The following is a 20,627-nucleotide window of genomic DNA, read 5'->3' as shown; positions in this document are numbered from 1 at the left end:
ACGATGAGCGCATGGGGGAGAACACCGTGCTCGATGCGCTCGGCCTGGACGAGGCCCACACCGCCGTCTACCGGTGCGTGCTGCAGCAGCCGTCGGCCTCGATGACCGAGATCGCCGCGGCGCTCAGCATGTCGCTGCCGCGTGTGCGGCCGATGGTGGTCGAGCTCGAGCGTCTCGGGCTGCTCGCGCGCCAGGCCTCGAGCAGTGATCGGTTCGTGGCCTCCCCGCCGTCGATCTCTCTGCGGCCGCTGCTGCTCGAGCGAGAACGAGGGCTCACCCGCGCCCATGAGGCGCTCGTCGAGCTGAGCGATCTGTACCGCCGCTCTGTCGAACAGCGCAGCGTCGCCGACGTGGTGGATGTCGTCATCGGCGACGATGCGGTGCGGCAGCGGGTGGCGCAGCTGCAGGCCGCTTCGATCGATGAAGTGCGCGTACTCGTGCTGCACGAGATCGCGCTGGTGAGCGGCGAGGACAACATCGAGGAGGACCGTGCGCTCGCGCGAGGGGTGCGCTACCGCGTGATCGTCGAAAGCGCGGTCCTGGAGCGCCCGGGCTTTCTCACCGCTGCGCGGGAGATGGCGCAGATCGGCGAGGAGATCCGCGTGCTGCCGACCCTGCCGACGCGCATGTTCATCGCGGACGACCAGATGGCGCTCGTGCCGATGCACTCACAGGATGAGGACGAGGGCTTCGGCGCCCTCCTGATCCACCCGAGCGGTCTGCTCGACCTTGTGACCTCGATCTTCGAGGAGTACTGGCGGGCCGCCACCGAGTTCCTACCCATCGCTGCGACGCCGACGACCGAGGAGGTGGATCGCGATCTGCTCCGCCTGCTCCTGCTGGGAGTGACGGATGCCGCAGCCGCTGCACAGCTCGGAATCTCGCTGCGGACGGTGCAACGCCGGGTCGCCGACCTCATGGACACCGCCGGCGTCACCACGCGCATGCAGCTGGGTGCGGAGGCGGTGCGCAGAGCCTGGGTCTGACCCCCGCCGCGTCGCTACCAGCCCCCGCGCGTCGCTACCAGCCGTGGGTGTTGAACCACTCCCGACGGCGTCGGGCCTCCGCATCCGTCTCGCCGTCATCCGAAGCGTCGTGGGGGACGAGCCGGCCGTCGCCGTCGAGCGCGACGAACCGATGACACACGGGGCACAGCGCGCGACCATCGGGGAATCCGTCGGCGAGCAGAGCCGCGGCGGTACCACGCTCGCCGGAGCCCGGGCAGTGCGCGGCGTCGGCTCCGGCATCCGTCCACATGATGGTGCGGTGCCGGTGCAGGCCCGCGTGGGCGAGCGGGCGCGTGCAGCGCCGGCCGGCGCTGCGGCTGCGGCAGAATCGCACGACGTCGGGCGTGGACTCGGTCATGGCCGCGTCCGCGGCACGTACCGCGGTACCCAGCGCACGAAGGCGAGCGCACCGACGAGTCCCACCGCGCCCATGACGCCGGTCGCCACGGAGAGCGATGCAACGGCAGCGATGGCGGAGACCATCAGCGGCGCGGTCGCCCCGCCGGCGTCGGTGAGCGTGCGCCACGAGCCGAGGAAGGCCGCCGGGTCGGACCGCGGCGCGACGTCGGCGCCGAGCGTGAGGAGGATGCCGCTCGACAGCCCGTTGCCGACGCCGAGGACGGCGGCGAACATGGCGAACCACATCGCCGCCTGCGGAAGGTCGTGGGTGAAGGCGAGGGCGACGAATCCGGCGCCCATCAGGATCATGGCCGGAAGCGCGGCCCACAGGCGGCCGAAGCGGTCCATGACCTGGCCGCTGGCGTAGAACAGCGCGAAGTCGATCGCTCCCGAGATGCCGACCACGAGAGCGATGGTCTGGGCGTCGAGGCCGAGCGACACACCCCACAGCGGAAGCACCACCTGGCGCGCAGAGCGGACGGCGGAGAGGGATGCCGCGGCCAGGCCGAGCGTCGAGAGCACGCGGCGGTGGCGCCACATCGTCCGGAGCACGCCGGTGCCGGGATCCGATCCGGTGCTCGGCGTCGTCGCCGATCCTTGCGCGTGCGTGCGGCGCAGCGGGATCGATCCGGTGACGGGCTCACCGGTGTCCTCCGCAGCGACGCCATCCTGCTCCTCGGTGTCCTCCTCGTCGGAGGGCTCCAGGAACTGCTTCTCCGGGTCGGGACCGAAGACCACCAGCAGCACCGTGGCCACGAGGCATCCGCCGAAGAACCAGATCGTGGCGTGCTCGTCGCCGAACACGGCGAGGAGCCCCGCGGCGATGAACGGCCCGACGAACATGCCCAGCCGGAACGTGCCGCCGAGCAGTGACAGCGCTCGGGCGCGGAACGACAGCGGCACGCGCGTCGTCATGAAGGAGTGGCGCGCGAGGCCGAACGCCGCCGCGCAGAAGCCGATGAGGAACACCGCGATGGCGAAGAGGCCCAGCGAGGGCGCGAGCGCCATGCCCACGATGCCGGCGAGCGAGACCAGTCCGGCGATCGCCATCGTGAGCCGCTCGCCGATGCGCGCGACGGCCCAGCCGGCGGGGATGTTGCCGCACAGCTGGCCGACGACGAGCGCCGAGGCCACGAGGGCGGCGGTGGCGACATCCGCTCCGAGCTGCGCGGCGATGACGGGGATCAAGGGAATGACCGCGCCCTCGCCGAGCGCGAAGAGAACGGTGGGGCCGTAGACCATGGGGCCGAACCGCCACAGCACGTCCCGCGCGGTGGCGGAGTCGGCGTGATCGCTCATCGCTTCCACGTTAGTCTGGACTGTCATGCTCGACTTCGATCCCTCCGCCGATATCCAGGCCCTGCGCTCCACGTTCGCCGACATCAAGGCCGTGGTCGACGTCGAGGCACTCACGAAAGACATCGCGCGACTCAGCGAGGAGGCCGGCGCTCCCAATCTGTGGGACGACGTCGAGAAGGCGCAGAAGGTCACCAGCGCGCTCAGCCACCGGCAGTCCGAGCTCAAGCGCGTCACCGACGTCGAGCAGCGCCTCGACGATCTCGACGTGCTCGTGGAGCTCGCCAATGAGATGGACGACGAGGATGCCGCCGAGGAGGCGCGCCGCGAGATCGCCGAGCTCGAAGACATCGTCAGCCAGCTCGAGGTGCAGACGCTCCTCGACGGCGAGTACGACGAGCGCTCCGCGGTCGTCACGATCCGCTCCGGCGCGGGCGGCGACGACGCCACGGACTTCGCCGAGATGCTGCTGCGCATGTATTTGCGCTGGGCAGAGCGCCACAAGTACTCCGTGAAGCTCATGGACACCTCCTACGCCGAGGGCGCCGGCATCAAGTCGGCGACGTTCGAGATCGACGCCCCGTACGCGTACGGCACGCTCTCGGTCGAGGCGGGCACGCATCGCCTCGCACGGATCAGTCCGTTCGGCTCCGCCGACAAGCGTCAGACCTCGTTCGCGGCGGTCGAGGTCATCCCGGTGATGGAGGAGGCCGTCGAGGTCGACATCCCCGAGGGAGACCTGCGCGTCGACGTGTTCCGCTCGTCGGGCCCAGGCGGCCAGTCCGTCAACACCACGGACTCGGCGGTGCGGCTCACGCACATCCCGTCGGGCATCGTCGTGTCGATGCAGAACGAGAAGTCGCAGATCCAGAACCGCGCCGCGGCCATGCGCGTCCTGCAGACCCGCCTGCTGCTGCTGCAGCGCGAGAAGGAGGCCGCGAAGAAGAAGGAGCTCGCCGGCACGATCACCGCGAGCTGGGGCGACCAGATGCGCTCGTACTTCCTCTACGGGCAGCAGCTGGTGAAGGATCTCCGCACCGGCTATGAGGTGGGCAACCCCGCGATCGTCTTCGACGGCGACCTCGACGGGTTCATCTCCGCCGGCATCCGCTGGCGCAAGCGCAAGGACGACGACGACTGATCCGATCGGTCCTCGACGCTTACACGACTGGCCCTGTCTCCGGTCACTGAGCTCGTCGAAGGACGGATGCCGCGGCCGCGAGTGTCGCTGGACACGGTGACGGTACTGCCGCATAGGCTCGATAGGCCATGATCCGGTTCGAGAACGTCACGAAGCGCTTTCGCGGCACTTCCAAACCCGCCCTGAGCGATGTCGATTTCGAGGTGCTGCGCGGCGAGTTCGTCTTCCTCGTCGGTGCCTCCGGTTCCGGCAAGTCGTCCTGTCTGCGGCTGATCCTCCGCGAGGAGACGCCGTCGGAGGGCAGGGTGGTGGTGCTCGGCCGCGATCTCCGCACGCTGTCGAACCGCAAAGTGCCGTACTTCCGCCGCCACATCGGTGCCGTCTTCCAAGATTTCCGGCTGCTGCCGACGAAGACCGTCTTCCAGAACGTGGCCTTCACGCTGCAGGTGATCGGCTCGTCGCGCGGCTTCATCCAGCAGGCGGTCCCCGAGGTGCTGGCCCTCGTCGGACTGGCCGGCAAGGAGAAGCGGTTCCCGCACGAGCTGTCGGGCGGCGAGCAGCAGCGCGTCGCCATCGCCCGGGCGCTGGTGAACCGCCCGCAGATCCTCCTGGCCGACGAGCCGACCGGAAACCTCGACCCCGCGACATCCATCGACATCATGCAGCTGCTCGCCCGCATCAACGCGGGCGGGACGACTGTCGTCATGGCCACGCACGAGGCGGGTTTCGTCGATCAGATGCAGCGGCGCGTGATTGAGCTCGTTCACGGTGAGATCGTGCGCGACGAGCGCCACGGCGGATACGGCGACCGGTCGGGCCTCCCGAGCCTGGCACCCGAGCCCGAGCGTGGCGCTGCCGCTGTCGCCGCTCTCACCGCCGTGCTCGAGGTGCAGCGCGAGGCCGCGATCGCGGCCGCCGCGGGGCTGGATCCCACGGCCGTCGTCGACGACGAGGATGAGATCGTGGCGGCGGACCCGGAGGTGACATCGCCCGATGCGCTGTCGCCCGAATCGATGTCGCCGGGTGTCGCCGCCGCCGCGGTGGCTGCCGCCGAGGCCGCCACTGCCGCCGCGCTCGCCGTCGACGAGCTCAGGAAGGCCGAGGCGCTCGAGCAGTCGTCGGCAGCGCCCCCCGTGGCGCAGGAGCCGAAGTCCGCCGGTGACGGAGCGGCGACACCGGGAGGCGATCCGGAGACCGTGCCCCCGACCTCCCCGCCGACCCACACGCAGTCGATTCCCGTCGTCGACCTGGACCAGCTCGAGGTGGCCGAGCTCGGCCTCGCCGACCGGCTGGGCCTCGGCGAGACCGACCCCGATGACGAAGTGGGGCCCACGTCATGAGGTTCGGACTCATCATGTCGGAGGCCTTCACGGGTCTGCGGCGCAACCTCTCGATGGTCGTGTCGGTGGTGCTCGTCACCTTCGTCTCACTGACGTTCGTCGGGGCGGCGATCCTGATGCAGATGCAGATCGGCACGATGCGCGACTTCTGGGTCGAGCGTGCGCAGGTCGCCGTCTACATGTGCACCACGATCTCGACGCCCGCCACCTGTGCGAACGGCGAGGCGACACCCGAGCAGGTCGCGGAGGTGGATGCGAAGCTCAAGGGCAGCGCGCTGGCGCCGCTCATCCGCGAGATGAAGTTCCTCGACCACCAGCAGGCGTACGACGAGCTGCTGCAGATCGCGGGCGAAGAGAACGCCAGCGTCATCACGCCCGACCAGGTCAACGAGACCTTCCGCATCACGCTGGTCGACCCCGAGCAGTCCGACGTCATCATCGAGGCGTTCAGCGGCACGCAGGGGGTGGAGCTGGTCAACGACCAGATGCAGTACCTCGACCCGCTCTTCTCCGCGCTGACGATCGCCACGTACATCGCCGTCGGCATCGCCGTGCTCATGCTGATCGCCGCGGTGCTGCTGATCGCCACGACGATCCGCCTGTCCGCGTATGCGCGAAGGCGGGAGCTGGGCATCATGCGGCTGGTCGGGGCATCCAATCGGTTCATCCAGACGCCGTTCATCCTCGAGGGCGTGTTCGCGGCGCTGCTCGGGTCGGTCCTCGCGAGCGCGGCAGTCATCGCCGGTGTGCACTTCGGCGTCGACCAGTATCTGCGCAACCGCGTGGACTTCGTGACGACCTGGGTCGACATCGGCGACGCATGGATCGTGGTGCCCGTGCTGATCCTGGTCGGCGTGTTGCTCGCGGCGCTGTCGGCAGGTTTCGCGATCCGGAGATGGCTGCGCGCGTGATCACGCGCCCTGCGCGGGGGTAGACTGACAGGCTGCCGTGCGCCCCTCGACAGGCTCAGGGGCCGCCGGACGCTGAGGAGCCGGCTGGACGGCATCCTTCGACAAGCTCAGGAACCGAAAGGGAGTCGCATGCCCAGGGAACGCGGGGAGAAGGTCGTGGCGACCAATCGTCGCGCGCGCCACGAGTACGCGATCGAGAAGACGTACGAGGCCGGCCTCGTGCTGACCGGCACCGAGGTGAAGTCGCTGCGCGAGGGCCGCGCGAACCTCTCGGACGGCTACGCCTACATCGATGGCGGCGAGGCCTACCTGGACGCCGTCCACATCCCGGAGTACTCGCAGGGGCACTGGACGAACCACTCGTCCAAGCGCACGCGCAAGCTGCTCCTCCACAAGGAGGAGATCGTCAAGCTCTCGCACGCCATCTCGGCGGGCGGCTACACGCTGATCCCGTTGAAGCTCTACTTCTCGGACGGCCGTGCCAAGGTCGAGATCGCGGTCGCGAAGGGCAAGCGCGAGTTCGAGAAGCGCCAGACGATCCGTGAGCGCGAAGACAAGCGCGAGGCCGAGCGCGCGATGCGCTCCCGCAACCGTCTGGGCGACTGATCCGCTTCGCCGCCTGACCCGTCGCATCGCAAGGTCCGGTCGCTGAGCCTGTCGAAGCGCATTGTCCGGTCGTTGAGCTTGTCGAAGCGCATGGTCCGGTCGCTGAGCTTGTCGAAGCGCATTGTCCGGTCGCTGAGCCTGTCGAAGCGCATGGTCCGGTCGCTGAGCCTGTCGCATCGCATTGTCCGGTCGCTGAGCCTGTCGAAGCGCATTGTCCGGTCGCTGAGCCTGTCGAAGCGCCCCGCCGACACGCTCACGGAGCGAGCGGCGCCACGGGCGCCGCGGCATCCGTCGCGTCGTGCGAGGCCTGATCGCTGAAGGCCGTCTTCGGCACGAAGCACAGCAGCACCGCGGCGGCCAGCGCGGTCACTCCGCACACGACCCACACCGTGAAATAGCCCGACAGCGACCCGGCGGTGCCCTCCGTGGCCGCACCCGTCGCGCCCTGCAGCAGCGCGATGCCGAACACGCACGAGGCGATCGCCCCGCCGACGGTCTTGACCGAGTTGGTGAGGCCGGTCGCGACCCCGGTCTGCGTGGGGGGAGCAGCGGATGCCGCGGCCGCCGGCAGCGCCGCGACCAGGGCCCCCGAGCCGAGGCCGACGATCAGCATGTTGACGATGACCTGCCCATACGCGGCGTGGAACGGCAGGAACATCAGAAAGCCGATGCCGACGAGCGTCGCGGCGCCGATGAGGGTGAGCCGCGGCGCGGTGAGCCGTGAGATCAGCGGGTAGAGCAGGGCGCCCGTGATCATCGCGATCAGGTACACGCCGATGATGAGGGAGGTCTGGAATCCCGTCGTGCCGAGGCCGTAGCCGTAGACGTCGGGATCCGTGCGCGCGAAGGTCGAGAGCGGCGCCTGCGCGCCCAGCACGCTGACGCCGAACAGGCCGGCGGTGAGGAACACCGGGCCGAGTGCGGGGGACCGGAACATCCGCACGTCGATCAGCGGGTCGTCCTGACGCAGCTCCCAGAGGGCGAACGGCACGATGAGCAGGACGCCGAGCGCCGTGACCAGCCACGCGACGAGGTCGGCGGGTCCATTGAGGCGCAGCAGGCTGAGCCCGCCCGTGAAGGCGACGAGCGCGAGCGAGATGAGCACCAGCCCGACGTTGTCGAGGCGGCCACCGGTGGGCTCGGGCGATTCCTTCACCCCGAACAGGATCACGAAGAAGCAGGCCACGACCAGCAGCGCCGGGACCAGGAGCACGATCCACAGCGGAAGGGTGTCGATGAGCATGCCGCCGACGAGCGCGCCGACGATGGCGCCGGTCTCGAGTGCTGCGACAAGGAATCCGGCGGCGCGGGCGGTGATCGTCGCGCGGCCCTCCATGCGGCGGGAGCGCGACCAGATGAGCGCGATCTCGAGCGGGAGCCAGACGACGTAGAAGCCCTGGATGGCCCAGGCCGCGAGGAAGACCGCGAACGAGTCGGTGAACGGCAGCACGAGGGATGCCGCGGCCGTGATCGCCGTCGACACGACGAGCATGCGCTTGTGGCCGACCATGTCGCCGAGCTTCGCGAACGCCGGCACGACGAGCGCTGACAGCATGAGCTGCGTGCCCTCGAGCCAGTTCACGTCCGCGTCATGCACGCCGAGATGGCGGGCGATGTCGGTGAGCATGGGTGTGTAATAGCCCTGGATCACACCGCTCGTGAACTCGACGAACGCGAGGAAGCCGACGACGCTCGCCAGCGTGCCGATCGTGACGCGTGAGGACATCGCGCTGCGCGCCATCCGTGCTCCTTGCCTCTGGGCCCCAGACCCGTCTTGAGCTCGCCGCCCCGATTCTCGAGCTCCTCGAGGGGCGGCTGCGATCACTCTAAGCGCTGCAGGAGCGTGCGATGGAACAGTTCGCCGCGCTCGAGCGCCGCGATCTCGACGCGCTCGTCGACACCGTGGATCGACCCGCGTTGAGCCTTGCTCATCTCCAGCGGCGCGAAGCGGTAGACAGCGGGCGAGAACCGGTGGAAGTGCCGCGAATCGGTCGCGGCCATCATCACGTAGGGAACTGTCGCCGCATCCGGATGCGACACCTTCACCGCGTCGGCGATCAGCGCGAACTGCGCGTTCTCGGTGGACGACTCCGGCGACGGCCCGTCGCCCTCGAGCACTTCCACCGCGACGTGACGGTCGGCGATGCGCCGGCGCACGCGCGTGACGGTGCTGGGCACGGATTCGCCGAGGGCGATCCGCAGATTGAGCGTCGCCGAGGCCTGCGAGGGCAGCACGTTCGCCGCGGTCCCGCCCGACTGCATGGTCGCCGCGACAGTGGTGCGCACCAGCGCGGCCGGCTCCCCGCCCATCGCGGTGAACACGAGTGCTGTGAGCCACGGCGCGGCCGCCAGCAGACCATAGAGGCGGCGGGGGATGCCGTCGGCCCGTGTCGCGAACAGCTCGAGCATCCGCGTGACCGCTGCCGGGGTCCGCGCCCGAAACGTTGCGGGGGAGAGGCGCTCGACGGCGCGGGCGATGCGTCTCACCGCGGTGCGGGCCGGCGGAGCGGACGCGTGCCCGCCTTCGCCGCGGGCGCTGAGCCGCAGCGTGAGCACCCCTTTCTCGCCTACGCCCACCATCGCGGCCCGTCCGCGAACGAACGGCAGGGGTGCGTCGACGACCGCACCGCCTTCGTCGAGCACGAGCCAGGGTTCGACGCCGCGTTCCCGCAGCGTCTCGGCGATGACGCGGGCAGCGCCGCCGAAGGTCTCCTCGTCGCCGCCGAACGAGAGGTACACGTCGCGCGCAGGCGTGAAGCCGGCCGCGAGCAGGTTCTCGACGGCATCCATCACCACCACCAGAGGTCCCTTGTCGTCGAGCGCGCCGCGTCCGAACACCCAGCCGCCCGCGATGCGCCCCTCGAACGGCGGGTGCGTCCAGGCGTCGCTCTCGTCGACGGGTACGACGTCGAAGTGCGCCATGAGGACGATCGGCTGCTCGGTCACCCGTCCAGGCCAGCGGTACAGGATGCCGAGCTCGCCGATGCGTTCGCGCTCGAGGTGAAGATGCACGAGGGGGTACAACTCGACGAGCAAGTCGGCGAAGGCGTCGAACGGCGCCTGCCCCCGGTCGGCACGTTCTGCAGACACCGTCGGCAGCTGGATCATTCGCGACAGCCGCTGGGCGATCCCGGCCCGCACGGCCTCGGCCACATGCGTCTCGTTCGCCGCGCCCGGGGAACCGCTCTCGCTCATCGCGCGGCGAAGCGGGCCTCGACGGCCGCCGAGATCACGATGTCCTCCGGCTGCAGCTGCACCGCCGGCGCTCCGCCGGCGGCGTCGCTCGCGAACGACGCCTTGGCCATCAGCATGCGCGGCCCGGGCGCCGCTTCCGGTCGGTCTTGGCGGCTGAGCAGTCCGAGATCGGCGATCTCGAGGGCCGTGACGTCCGACAGTCCGAGGGCTCCGGCGTACGCGGAGGCGCGGGCGACAGCGACGCCGACCGCCTCCGTGGCGACATCCCGTTCGGTCCGCGCGCGCGTCTCGGGCGTTAGCTGCCACTCGATCCAGCCCAGCTGCACACCCTCGCGCTCGGCCACCTCGCCGGCCCACCACGACAGCACGGCGAAGTCGGTGAACGTGACCGAGAAGTCGACGGTGGCGTAGTGGACGGGGGCCAGACGCTTGCCCTCGTTGTTCCATGGGCGCTCCGACCACACGGAGACGCGCTGGCTGGTCCACTCCGTGACCGTGCCGGCTGACTTGCGGGCGGCGAGGTCGTCGCGCACCGGCTCCGTCAGCGCCGCCATGCGCTCCACCACAGCGCCGCGTTCGGGCCCCTCGGCGCGGATGGTGAGGTGCGCGATCGCGCGCTCGGGGGCGATGCGGGTCTCATGCTCCCCGCGGACCGTGATGACGACGTCGCTCATGACGCCGACTCTACGTGACCGGATCGGCCGGGCCGAGGCATCCGTTCCCGCGTGCGGACGGCGAGAGGGGCCGGTCTGCCACAGGCCGAGCTGCAACGCAACCCGCTCCAGCGCGCCGGAGGCGCGGTCTAGCGTCGAACGCATCGATAGAGCTCGAGATGGAGGGGGAGTCCATGTCTCGCAACGTGAGGGTGCTGCACTGCGCACCCGAGGACGTGTTCGAGGTGCTGAGCGACGGCTGGCTGTACCCGTCCTGGGTCGTCGGGGCGTCGCGCATGCGCGAGGTCGACGAGACCTGGCCCATGGCGGGCGCCGAGCTGCATCACTCGTTCGGCGTCTGGCCGGCACTGATCGACGACAAGACGGTCGTCGAGGAGTTCATCCCCTCGCGGATGATGGTGATGCGGGCGCGCGGCTGGCCGATCGGCGAAGCCCGCGTGACCATCGATGTGAAGCCGCGCGGACACGAGTGCGTGGTGCGCATTCAGGAAGAGGCGATCGCCGGTCCGGGGCGGTTCGTTCCGCCGCAACTGCTCGACATCCCGCTGCACTGGCGCAACAACGAGACCCTGCACCGGCTCGCATACCTTGCGGAGGGCCGAGCCGCCGACCGCCGCGAGGCGACGACGGCTGAGAAGGAGATGACAGGCACCGGCGAGCAGAGCGCCTCGGATGCCGAAGCCGGGCGCGGTAACGCGGCATCGGCGAGTACCGACCCCGCCGATGCTGGCAAACTGCAGGGAGACCAGTTGACCGACGCCGCCAGCGGCGGGGATCGAACGGAGGACGCGATGTCGGAGGGCAGCCCGGAGTCCGAGACCGCTGCGGTCACCAGCACAGACGGCGTCGAGCAGGCCGACGCGTCAGGGCAGCCGGTCAGCCTCGAGGACTCGTGGAACCCGCTCGCGGGCGCCGGCGAGTCCGAGCCGGTCACCTCGCCGACCGAAGGCGCGGGGGAGCCTGGCGCCGGGGGCACGCAGGCGGGCGATGCGGACCTCGACGACGCCGTGACCTCGGTCCGCGCGGTCGAGTCCGAGGGTGGCGCTTCGCCCGCCGAGAACGCACACGAGAGTGAGGACGGAGCGGAGAACGTCGACGCCTCGAGCTCGGCGACGGGCGCCGCATCCGGAGGCGCTTCTGCGGACGAGGCTTCCGTCACGGCCGCCAAGCCGCCGCGAACCCGTGCGAAGCCGGCCGCGACCGAGGCGCCGTCCACGTGAACGCGCGCCGCCGGAGCGGCGGCAGCGACCTCGACGCCGTCGTCGTAGGGTCGGGCCCGAACGGTCTCGCCGCCGCGGTCACCCTCGCACGCGCAGGACTGCGCGTGCGGGTGTACGAACGCGCCGACCGGCCGGGCGGCGGTGCGGCCACGCGCGAGCTGACCCTGCCCGGCTTCCAGCATGACGTGTGCTCGGCCGTGCATCCGATGGCGTTCGAGTCGCGGTTCTTCCGCGAGTTCGGCCTGCGGGAGCGCGTGGAGTTCGTCACGCCGGAGGTGTCGTTCGCGCATCCGCTCGACGAACGCCATGCCGGCGTCGCGTACCGCGATCTCGGGCGTACGGCCGAGGCGCTCGGGCCGGACGCGATCGCCTACGCGCAATTGCTGCGCCCGCTGGTCGAGCGTTCGACGAGGGTGGCGGAGTTCACGGGTTCGTCCCTCGTGCGGGTGCCCACCGACATCCCGACCGCGCTCTCGTTCGGTCTGCGCGCGCTCGAACAGGGCAGTCCCGCGTGGAATCTGCGCTTCCGGGGCGACGTCGCGCCGGCGATGCTCACGGGCGTCGCCGCGCATACGATCCTGCGGCAGCCGAGCGTCGCCGCCGCGGGCGCTGGATTGGCGCTCACCGCATATGCGCATGCCCGCGGCTGGCCGATTCCGATCGGGGGCAGCCAGGCGATCATCGATGCGATGGTCGACGATCTCCAGGCTCACGGCGGCGAGCTCGTCCTCGATCACGAGGTGACCGCGCTCGAGGCACTGCCTGCCGCCACGGTGACGCTGCTCGACGTCACGCCGAAGGCACTGATCCGCCTGGCGGGCGACGCGATGCCTGCGGGCTACCGCCGCGCGCTCCAGCGATTCCGTTACGGCGACGGGGTCGCGAAGGTCGATTTCGCACTGAGCGAGCCGGTGCCCTGGACGCATCCGGAGCTCTGTCGCGCCGGCACCGTGCACGTCGGCGGAACGCGCGCGGAGGTGGCGGATGCCGAGAACCAGGTCAACCGCGGCCGCCTGCCCGAACGCCCCTACGTGCTGGTCTCGCAGCCGTCGCTGTTCGATTCCACTCGGGCACCCGCCGGCATGCACACCCTGTGGACGTACACGCACGTGCCGGCGGGCAGCGACGTCGATCGCCGGGAGGCGGTCACCGCGCAGATCGAGCGGTTCGCGCCGGGCTTCCGCGACACGATCCTCGCCACCAGCTCGCGCACCGCGCGTGAGGTCGAGCGTCACAACCCGAACTATCCGGGCGGCGACATCGCTGCCGGTGCTCCCGACTTCCTGCAGCTCGTCGGTCGTCCCGTGTTGAGCGCCGATCCGTGGCGCACGGGGATTCCCGGCGTGTACCTCGCTTCGGCATCCGCAGCCCCGGGACCCGGCGTCACCGGCCTGCCGGGATGGTTCGCCGCACTCAGCGCTCTGCGTCATCAGTTCGGCACCCGAACCCTTCCCGATCTGTCGCCGCGCACCGCCGGCACGCGCTGACACGCCGGAGGATGCGCGCCGGGGCGATGTCAAGGGGGAGGACCGCCGTGACTCGGGCCGCCTACGGTCGCTGCATGGACCCCCAACACGAGAATCCGGATGCCGCGTCCTCAGGTTCCGACGAGTCGCGCCGCCGCCCGCTGTCGGAGCAGGAGTCGTTGCGCAAGGACATGAGCTACAGCCCAGCGAGCGAGAGCGAGACTCAGGCGAAGCAGGCCGACCCCTTGCCCGACACGGTGGATCCCGACATCGACCCCGGTCAGGTGCGCGCCGTGCCCGGCACCGGTGGGCCGGATGATGCCGGAGACGTCGACGTCGACCCCGGCGAGCTCAACATGCCCGGCCGGCAGTCAACATGATCCGTAGAGCCCGGCCTGGAATCAGCGGAAGCCGTCGAGTTGGGTCCGCTCGTCGGCGACGCGCACGCCGTAGTGGTACGCGAGCTTGCCGCCGAGCCATCCCGATACCCCGAGCGCCGCGAGACCCACGATGCTGAGGATGAACCCGATGATGCTGACCTCGTCGTGGTCATCGGCCGACAGTCGCACGAGGAGGTTGATGACGAAGAGCACCGTGACGCTGAGGTTCAGCACCATGTGGATCGTCGCCGTCCGCCGGGCGGCGGTGCCCCGGGCGAGCTGGACGTAGTCGAGGAAGCCCCAGATCGCGGCCAGCACGGCGCCGATCAGGCCGATGACGATGAGGATCCACGCGCCCTGCACATACGGCGCCGGGTCGTCCGAGACCAGGCCGATGATGTCGAACACGAGGCTCGCCACCCATGCCCCGATCGGGATGGTGACCAGGATCGGGTGGAAGGGGTGTCCATACGGTCCGGCCAGAGCCGAACGGGGCTGTTTGGCACGCTGCTGTGGGCTGTTCTGCGACATGTCGTTCTCACTCCTTCGGTGTGTGTCGCAACAGCCGACCATCTCGCGCGCGGTCCGGCACGGGCCTTGACATGCGACAGCGGATGCCGCAATCGGCCCGCCGCCGGAACCGACGCGGCGCCCCCGCGGCCGGCCCCGTCGCGGGCTGACTCACGCGCATCGGCTGTCGGGAATGGCGGGGGCGCGGCATCCGTTGTATTCTGATGTGCTCGGATGCTTCGGCGCCCGGGTGTTGACAACTCCACAGCGTGACAGCGGCCCTTCGCGAGAAGGAACCACCTCGATTCGAGGACACGGGGATGATCGGTTTCGACATCGCCTGCGAATCTGCGTGAAGCGGGCCGAGGATGCAGGGTTATCTCGTAAACGCTCCTTGCAAACCAATAACTGCCGAAAAGAAGCAGTCCGCGTTCGCCCTCGCTGCCTGAGCAGCGAGCCCGACGCCGTCAATCCGTGACTGATCCCGTCACGGGTATTGGCGTCATCTAGGGATCTTGCTGCGTGACGTCGCCTGAGCGTCACGCGGGACTCTTATCAGGATGGGCTCGTCGACTTAGGTGTCTGTGACAAAGGTCGGAGCCGAGTAGAACGCTTTCACAGACTGCGCCCGGAGAAACCGCAGCTACTCAGCGATGGACGGGGGTTCGATTCCCCCCATCTCCACGTACCGCTGTCACAGAATGAGGCCCCGAGAACCGCGTGAATGCGCGGATCTCGGGGCTTTCGTTCGTCGGGGTGTGGGGTGACGCAGATTCGGCGCACCGCGGGTGACGTTGCGAGGGGTCCGCCCGTCACACACAGCCGTGTCGAGGATGCCGGCCATCACTCAGGGTGGTAGGAAACTCGGACCCTGCCAGCCATCTGAGCGACCATTGGAACCGGCGCGCGGAAAGCGCGCTCGGATGCACGCCCCTCGAAGCTGCGCGTGCGCCGGCGCTCCCGCGCGTCACGACGCGGCCAAGACCTGTCGGAGTCGAGCGGCGTGCGCGGTCACATATTCCAGGACGATCCTGCATCTGGCGCGCGGCGATCTTGGCCGGCGTCGGGATGCTCCGGGATCAGTGGAACGAGGAGACGGAAGATCTCGCGGAGCTGGGGTGAGGGGACGGGGGGAGTGACCATCGCGGCCCCCACGGCGAGGAGATAGGGAAGCAGGGCTGCGACGTGCGCCTCGGCATCGGTCGGGACGAGCGGCCGCCATATGGCCTCGAGTGCGCTGATGCGCGATTGGTCGATGCGCTGTTGAACTGCTCGGGCGTCCGGGTCGACGGTCGACCATGAACGAACAGCCACTTCCAGCTCGGGGCGATAGATCGTTCCCTCGGCGGGGTCGAGGAGGTCGATCAAGGCCGTCAGGATCGCGCGGGGCGAGTTTTCGACGCTCGATGCGTGCGCGCTTGCTTCTTGGAGTGCCACGGTGCTCATCTGCTCAACACGAGCTAGGAGTGCGAGCTTGTACGCCTCAGCGCCCTCGAAGTGGTGGTGAAACGAACCCTTCGACAATCCCAGACGCGCCGCGATCTTGTCGATGCGAATTCCCGTGGATCCCTGCTCTTCCAGAACACGAACGCCCTCATCCAACCAGCGATCGCGTGCGACACTCATCCCGTGACCATACCATCAGGTATGTGGCCGTCACGCCCGCGCAGCGGCGAGGCCAGCCTCACCGGCGCCGACGATCATCGCTGATCCGCGCCGCCGGTGCTCCTCATCAGGCGTTGAACGATCGCTGCCCTGATTCGTGCAGGTACGACCGCGATCGATGCCAGGGCCCACGCGTCTCTGCCGATGAGGTACCGCGGCTTAGGTGCTGCGGAATCGGCGATCTCCGCGACGAGGTCGCCGATTCGTGATGCCGGCAGGGCGGATGCCATGGCCCTGGCTGATTTCGCGAGTACGGCCTCGAGCGGTGCCCGGTATCGCGCGGACAGTTCTGGTGTCATGCCGTCCAGGACCTTCATTGCGGTGTGTCGACTCTCATGGAAGATGCCGGTCGCCACTGAACCGGGTTCGATGACACTCACTGCGATACCCGTATCCGAGAGCTCCGCGCGGAGAGCGTCTGCCAGAGACGCCAACGCAGCCTTGCTGGCACCGTATCCGCCACCGAACGGGAGAGCGACCCTCCCTTGGCCCGCACCGATAAAGACGATCTTGCCGCGGCTCGTGCGCAGCTTCGGTGCCAGCGCTGAGGCGAGAAGCAAAGGAGCGATCGCGTTCACCTCGAACTGGCGGCGCAGATCAGCTGCCTGGGTGGCCGCCATCGGACCAGGAAGGGCAATCCCCGCGTTGCTGACCAAGAGATCAAGCCGTGGCTCACCGAGCACACTGCGTACAAGGTCGTCCAGCGACGAAGGGCTGGCAAGGTCTACTCGAAGAATCGCAGTCCGGGGGAGAAGGAGCAAGGAAGAAGCATCCTGATCTGGCATGGCCGTTCCAAGAACTCTCCAACCGCGATCTGCCATCGCGCGGGCGACTGCCAGTCCGATGCCCGTCGCCGCTCCTGTGACCAGCACCGTACGGGACTCCCGGCGCGAACCTTGGGCCTTCACGTGCGACCAGCCTCCAAATGCCTCAATTGTTTCCAGCAGCTGACGTGCGCAGCCTCAGCGCTAGATCACGAAGCAGAACAGTCCCGTTGCGCCGCAGATGAGGAGCATGACGGTCGCGTTGAGGTAGAGGTTGCGACCGAAGTCCTTGGCTCTGACGTGCATGGCGATAGCGACGACGAAGTACAAGACGAGAGCGCCGCAGGTCACCACGCCAAGAATCGGAATCCAGATGCCTGCGACGAGACCTGCGGCCGCAGCGAACTTGAGCGGAGGCATGATCCACCAGTACCGGCGCGGCCATCCGACGTCCTCGAAGCACCTGGCGACAAATGGGACCGGCCCGATACACAACAAGCCGTCCACAAGTTGAATAAGCGCGAGAACGACTACCGGCCACACCGGGTCAGGAACAACAGCCACGCACACCTCCCGCACACGAGCACCGACATAGCTCTCACGCGCAATACCCTACCGTATGGTATGGAGGTGATGGGCAGCTCGACCGTCGAGGAACCGAGATTCCCAGGTGTCTGCTTGCACCGACCACTTGCACATGCGGCAACCGGCGGCGCCGCCGGATCTGTTGTGCGGTTGGGATGGCGGGGGGAGCGCGGCGCGATCCCGTCACCTGTCGCGTCCGGGGCGGTCGGCTCTTCCGCTCGCACGGGGTGAGTGTCAGTGCCTCCCTCCGCGCGGATCCGATGCTTAGCGTGGGTACATGACCGTACCGACCTTCACCCTGAACAACGGAGTCGAGATCCCCGCAATCGGCCTCGGCGTCTTCCAGACACCGCCGGCCGAGACGGTGGCAGCGGTGTCTGCCGCTCTTCGGATCGGATACCGTCACATCGACACCGCAGCCGCCTATGGCAATGAACGTGAGGTTGGTCAGGGCCTTCGGGAGTCGGACGTGGCCCGCGAGGACGTCTTCATTGAGACGAAGGTCTGGATCAGCGACTACGGGTACGACCAGACACTGCATGCGTTCGAGAAGAGCGCCGCGAAACTCGGCGTCGACCAGATCGACCTGTTCATCCTGCATCAGGCGTTGCCGTCCGCGTTCGACAAGACGATTGCGGCGTACCGAGCGCTCGAGACGTTGCTGAGCGACGGGAGGGTTCGTTCCATCGGCGTGAGCAACTTCATGCCGGAGCACCTGTCCGACCTGCTCGAACACACCGAGGTGGTGCCCGCGGTGAACCAGATCGAGGTGCACCCGTACTTCCAGCAGAAGCAGCTGCAGACACTCGACCGGGAACGCGGCATCCTCACGCAGGCGTGGTCACCGATCGGCGGAATCACGTCCTACCGCGAATCCAGCCGGCGCAGTTTCGATGAACCGGTGCTGCTCAGCATCGGTGAGCGATACGGCAAATCTGCGGCCCAGGTGATGCTCCGCTGGCATATTCAAAAGGGCATCCAGGTCATCCCCAAGTCCACCAAGCCCGAACGCATCGCGGAGAACTTCGACGTTTTCGACTTCGAACTCACCGGTGACGAGCTCGCACAGATCGACGCTCTGGACACTGGCAAGCGCGGCGGTCCCGAACCCGAAGCGATCACTCTCGAGACCTTCGGCCGGGTGATCCCCGAGGCGTAGGACGCACTGCCGCGCGCGTGGTCGCCGGCGGCTCCGGTCCTCGAGCGCGGAGTCAACCACGTCCGCTGCGCGCCGCCCGATTGAGGAGCCCGAGCGCGCCTATGCGGGCTCGGGCTCCTGTTGCGGGCCTGAGAGATCGACGTGGTGCCGCCTTTGCGCACCCGAGGCGGCAGAACGTGCCGCCTCGGGCGTCGGTCAGGTGGTTTCGATGAGGGCGAGGACGCCGGTGGCCACGAGGGTGGTGACGCCGGTCCAGATGATGATGGCGATGCCTTGCCAGAGGAGCACCCAGCGCCTACTCACTCCGGAGGCGACGAGCATGGCCGAGGTGAACTGCGTGGGCAGGGCGAGCGGCCCCAGAAGGCTCGCACCGGGAACTCCGAAGCGGACGAGGAAGCGGCGAAATCGCTGGCTGCCTTTCGATTCGACTCTGCCGGACTCGGACCTTGCGCGCTCGGCGGCCTCGGAGTCCGGCTGTTCGTCCACCAGGATGGCGCCCCCGGACGCGACCGGAGCCTTGGCTCGCGCACGGCGCGCGAAGATCGCATCGCGCGCGCGAGATCCGAACATGACGACGACGAACACCGACAGGAAGTTCCCCGCGGCGGCGACCGCGAACGCAATGACGGGGTTCACGCCCGCCCAGACGCCGAGCGTCGAGGCGAGCTCGCCTTCGAGGAACGGGACCATCGCGACGGCGGCGACGATGAGGAGTTGGATGAGGTCGGGTACTTGCACGATCAGGTCCTGCAGGCTCTCGACGAAGTTCGATGACGGGTTCATGGTTCTCTCGTTCAGCTGCGTGGCAGCACAGCGGCCGCCACAATGGCATTGGTTATGACCGCGGTCGTGGTTCGGGTGATGGCGGCGGCTGCCGCCTCGGCGCCCCATTCGCCGCGCTCGAAGTGCTTCGCGCGAGCGATGACGGGGGTGGTCCATGGGATCTCACGGTGCAGCGTCGGCAGGGAGCCGCTGGCCGAGATCAGCGCGACGAGGGCCGCTGTGCGGGGGTCGGGTTCGGCACCGTCCACGAGCACCGCGCGCGCCTCGGCGACCAGCTCGTTGCGTCGCTCGGAGACCTGCTGGAGGACCGTAGAGGGGAGGAACCCCAGCATCTTGCGCGACTCGCGCCGAAGGTCGCCGCGTGCGATGAGCCGGTCGAGAACCGGCTGACGCAGGGGAGGCCCGACCGCGGCGAGCACGGTCTGTACGTTGCGAGGTTTCTCCGCGATGTAGTTCCACGCGGCGCGGAGCACGTCGTCGGCAGGCGGTGTCTCGCGGGCGCGGACGACGGCGCCGCCCATTCCCGTCCCTCCGACCTCCACATCACCGTGCTCAGCGAGCTCGGCGAGAACTGCCCCGCCGAGCACATAGAACAGCGTGTTCTCACCCGAGAACGTTCCAGAATCCGGCTGGAACAGCATGAGCAGGAGGTCTTCCGCCAACAGCGCACCGCCCGGTGCAGGGTCCGATTCCGCCGAAATGGATGCCGGATCCTGGGGCTGCTTCGATGGGTCGTCGTTCGACATGATTGCCTCTCTCGTGGAGATATGTGCGCACTGTCGGGGCCTGTTGCTGATTAGTACAGTGTGCTAGTACGGTGTGCTAACACAGTGTGCCATTAAGATATTCCTGTCAAGTCCGGCTCAGCCCACGGAGGTGCGCGATCGACACCCGCACTCGCATCGTCAAGGCGGCGACCGAGATCCTCTACGGCGGCGAAGGCGAAAAGCCCAGCGTGCGAGCCGTCGCCGCGCGCGCCGGGATCGGCGCCAGCACGCTGCGGCACTACTTCCCCACTCAGCAGTCGTTGATGAGCGCCTTGCTCACCGCCGTGTACGACGAGTCACTCCCCGACGACCGCATTCGAGACGCCTCTGCACCTGCGCGTCGGCGGCTCATCGAGTCGCTGTGGAGCATCCTCGACCCGGTCGCTTCGGCCGCTGAGGCGCGCGCGGTCTGGGAGGGCGTGTTCTCGTCGTTCATCGGAGCGTCCGCGTCGGACCAGGCTCGTGCGGGCTACCTGGTCCTCGAGCGCGAGGCCCTCCGCCGCATCGAAGCATGGCTGGCGATTCTCGAGGCCGAAGGGGCGTTGCAGCAGGGTGACAACCCGGCCCGCGCCCGCTTTCTGCTTACGGTCGTAGACGGTCTTTCGATCGAACGTGCGCTGGCCGCCTCGGGGTCACGGATCGAGAACGAACGCGCGACGCTGGCGTTCGCTGTCGATGCTGTCCTCACGAAGGCTGCTCCCGACTGAGCTCCATTGCGAACTGCCTGGCGCCGAGCGTCCAGCGTCAAAGTGGCGCCGA

Annotated in this window: 21 protein-coding genes and 1 other RNA gene; 11 read left to right on the top strand and 11 right to left on the bottom strand. The window is 68.7% G+C overall.

What is annotated here, in order from left to right:
• Positions 1–11: 11 nt before the first annotated feature.
• Positions 12–986, top strand: coding sequence for a MarR family transcriptional regulator (locus NCG93_RS05295; protein ID WP_206687810.1), 975 nt, complete (start codon positions 12–14; stop codon positions 984–986).
• Between the two features lie 34 nt (positions 987–1,020).
• Here NCG93_RS05295 and NCG93_RS05290 read toward each other — a convergent pair whose 3' ends face one another.
• Together NCG93_RS05290 and NCG93_RS05285 are read right to left on the bottom strand one after the other, a co-directional pair.
• Positions 1,021–1,365, bottom strand: a complete 345-nt coding sequence (locus NCG93_RS05290) for a hypothetical protein (RefSeq protein WP_194415085.1) — start codon at positions 1,363–1,365, stop codon at positions 1,021–1,023.
• Positions 1,362–2,705: an MFS transporter gene (locus tag NCG93_RS05285; RefSeq protein ID WP_194415086.1), complete on the bottom strand. Its 1,344-nt coding sequence runs from the start codon at positions 2,703–2,705 to the stop codon at positions 1,362–1,364. Before NCG93_RS05285 ends, NCG93_RS05290 begins: the two co-directional genes overlap by 4 nt.
• A gap of 25 nt (positions 2,706–2,730) precedes the next feature.
• On the opposite strand from NCG93_RS05285, the gene prfB reads away from it, so the two are divergent.
• The 4 genes from prfB (at position 2,731) to smpB (ending at position 6,700) form a co-directional block, all read left to right on the top strand.
• The gene (prfB, locus tag NCG93_RS05280; RefSeq protein WP_194415087.1) at positions 2,731–3,843 is read left to right on the top strand and encodes a peptide chain release factor 2; all 1,113 of its coding nucleotides are present in this window, start codon (positions 2,731–2,733) and stop codon (positions 3,841–3,843) included.
• A 128-nt stretch (positions 3,844–3,971) separates the two neighbouring features.
• Positions 3,972–5,183, top strand: coding sequence for a cell division ATP-binding protein FtsE (gene ftsE, locus NCG93_RS05275; RefSeq protein WP_194415088.1), 1,212 nt, complete (start codon positions 3,972–3,974; stop codon positions 5,181–5,183).
• Positions 5,180–6,094 carry a permease-like cell division protein FtsX gene (ftsX, locus tag NCG93_RS05270; RefSeq protein WP_194415089.1) on the top strand — a complete coding sequence of 305 codons (915 nt, stop codon included), beginning with the start codon at positions 5,180–5,182 and terminating at the stop codon, positions 6,092–6,094. The genes ftsE and ftsX overlap by 4 nt, the downstream gene beginning before the upstream one ends.
• 129 nt (positions 6,095–6,223) lie before the next feature.
• Positions 6,224–6,700 carry an SsrA-binding protein SmpB gene (smpB, locus tag NCG93_RS05265; RefSeq protein ID WP_194415090.1) on the top strand — a complete coding sequence of 159 codons (477 nt, stop codon included), beginning with the start codon at positions 6,224–6,226 and terminating at the stop codon, positions 6,698–6,700.
• A 253-nt stretch (positions 6,701–6,953) separates the two neighbouring features.
• Here the strand turns inward: smpB and NCG93_RS05260 are convergent, their stop codons facing one another.
• The 3 genes from NCG93_RS05260 to NCG93_RS05250 form a co-directional block, all read right to left on the bottom strand.
• Positions 6,954–8,441: an MFS transporter gene (locus tag NCG93_RS05260; protein ID WP_241742175.1), complete on the bottom strand. Its 1,488-nt coding sequence runs from the start codon at positions 8,439–8,441 to the stop codon at positions 6,954–6,956.
• Positions 8,442–8,521: 80 nt separating this feature from the next.
• Positions 8,522–9,853, bottom strand: a complete 1,332-nt coding sequence (locus tag NCG93_RS05255) for a M20/M25/M40 family metallo-hydrolase (protein ID WP_252787453.1) — start codon at positions 9,851–9,853, stop codon at positions 8,522–8,524.
• A gap of 38 nt (positions 9,854–9,891) precedes the next feature.
• Positions 9,892–10,569 carry an SIMPL domain-containing protein gene (locus NCG93_RS05250; RefSeq protein ID WP_194415092.1) on the bottom strand — a complete coding sequence of 226 codons (678 nt, stop codon included), beginning with the start codon at positions 10,567–10,569 and terminating at the stop codon, positions 9,892–9,894.
• Positions 10,570–10,742: 173 nt separating this feature from the next.
• Here NCG93_RS05250 and NCG93_RS20300 point away from each other — a divergent pair, with 173 nt between their 5' ends.
• From NCG93_RS20300 to NCG93_RS05235, 3 genes are all read left to right on the top strand, one after another.
• The gene (locus NCG93_RS20300) at positions 10,743–11,789 is read left to right on the top strand and encodes an SRPBCC family protein (protein ID WP_308212112.1); all 1,047 of its coding nucleotides are present in this window, start codon (positions 10,743–10,745) and stop codon (positions 11,787–11,789) included.
• Complete coding sequence (locus NCG93_RS05240; RefSeq protein WP_194415093.1) at positions 11,786–13,276, top strand: phytoene desaturase family protein; 1,491 nt, start codon at positions 11,786–11,788, stop codon at positions 13,274–13,276. The genes NCG93_RS20300 and NCG93_RS05240 overlap by 4 nt, the downstream gene beginning before the upstream one ends.
• 74 nt (positions 13,277–13,350) lie before the next feature.
• A complete protein-coding gene (locus NCG93_RS05235; protein ID WP_194415094.1) occupies positions 13,351–13,635 on the top strand; it encodes a hypothetical protein in 285 nt (94 codons plus the stop codon).
• Positions 13,636–13,656: 21 nt separating this feature from the next.
• On the opposite strand, the gene NCG93_RS05230 is transcribed toward NCG93_RS05235, so the two are convergent.
• Positions 13,657–14,166 (bottom strand): DUF2231 domain-containing protein, encoded by a 510-nt coding sequence (locus NCG93_RS05230; RefSeq protein WP_194415095.1) that lies wholly within the window; start codon positions 14,164–14,166, stop codon positions 13,657–13,659.
• 295 nt (positions 14,167–14,461) lie between these two features.
• Here NCG93_RS05230 and ssrA point away from each other — a divergent pair.
• Positions 14,462–14,832, top strand: a transfer-messenger RNA (tmRNA) gene (ssrA, locus tag NCG93_RS05225).
• A 324-nt stretch (positions 14,833–15,156) separates the two neighbouring features.
• Here ssrA and NCG93_RS05220 read toward each other — a convergent pair.
• The 3 genes from NCG93_RS05220 to NCG93_RS05210 form a co-directional block, all read right to left on the bottom strand.
• Positions 15,157–15,771, bottom strand: a complete 615-nt coding sequence (locus NCG93_RS05220) for a TetR/AcrR family transcriptional regulator (protein ID WP_194415096.1) — start codon at positions 15,769–15,771, stop codon at positions 15,157–15,159.
• Positions 15,772–15,845: 74 nt separating this feature from the next.
• Positions 15,846–16,682, bottom strand: a complete 837-nt coding sequence (locus tag NCG93_RS05215; protein WP_308212115.1) for an SDR family NAD(P)-dependent oxidoreductase — start codon at positions 16,680–16,682, stop codon at positions 15,846–15,848.
• Positions 16,683–16,778: 96 nt separating this feature from the next.
• Positions 16,779–17,117, bottom strand: a complete 339-nt coding sequence (locus NCG93_RS05210; protein ID WP_308212114.1) for a DoxX family protein — start codon at positions 17,115–17,117, stop codon at positions 16,779–16,781.
• A 319-nt stretch (positions 17,118–17,436) separates the two neighbouring features.
• Between NCG93_RS05210 and NCG93_RS05205 the strand changes: the two genes are divergently transcribed.
• The gene (locus tag NCG93_RS05205; RefSeq protein ID WP_194415099.1) at positions 17,437–18,318 is read left to right on the top strand and encodes an aldo/keto reductase; all 882 of its coding nucleotides are present in this window, start codon (positions 17,437–17,439) and stop codon (positions 18,316–18,318) included.
• Positions 18,319–18,513: 195 nt separating this feature from the next.
• Here NCG93_RS05205 and NCG93_RS05200 read toward each other — a convergent pair whose 3' ends face one another.
• Together NCG93_RS05200 and NCG93_RS05195 are read right to left on the bottom strand one after the other, a co-directional pair.
• Entirely contained in the window at positions 18,514–19,101 is a 588-nt protein-coding gene (locus NCG93_RS05200; RefSeq protein ID WP_194415100.1) for a small multidrug efflux protein, read from the bottom strand.
• A gap of 11 nt (positions 19,102–19,112) precedes the next feature.
• On the bottom strand, positions 19,113–19,847 hold the full coding sequence (locus NCG93_RS05195) for a GOLPH3/VPS74 family protein (protein WP_194415101.1): 735 nt from the start codon (positions 19,845–19,847) through the stop codon (positions 19,113–19,115).
• Between the two features lie 209 nt (positions 19,848–20,056).
• Between NCG93_RS05195 and NCG93_RS05190 the strand changes: the two genes are divergently transcribed.
• Positions 20,057–20,575 (top strand): TetR/AcrR family transcriptional regulator, encoded by a 519-nt coding sequence (locus NCG93_RS05190; RefSeq protein ID WP_252787452.1) that lies wholly within the window; start codon positions 20,057–20,059, stop codon positions 20,573–20,575.
• Positions 20,576–20,627 lie beyond the last annotated feature (52 nt).

The sequence above is a fragment of the Microbacterium yannicii genome (assembly GCF_024055635.1).
Taxonomy (GTDB): domain Bacteria; phylum Actinomycetota; class Actinomycetes; order Actinomycetales; family Microbacteriaceae; genus Microbacterium; species Microbacterium yannicii.
The sequence above is the reverse complement of the archived record's forward strand: the minus strand, read 5'-3'. Positions and strand labels throughout refer to the sequence as shown.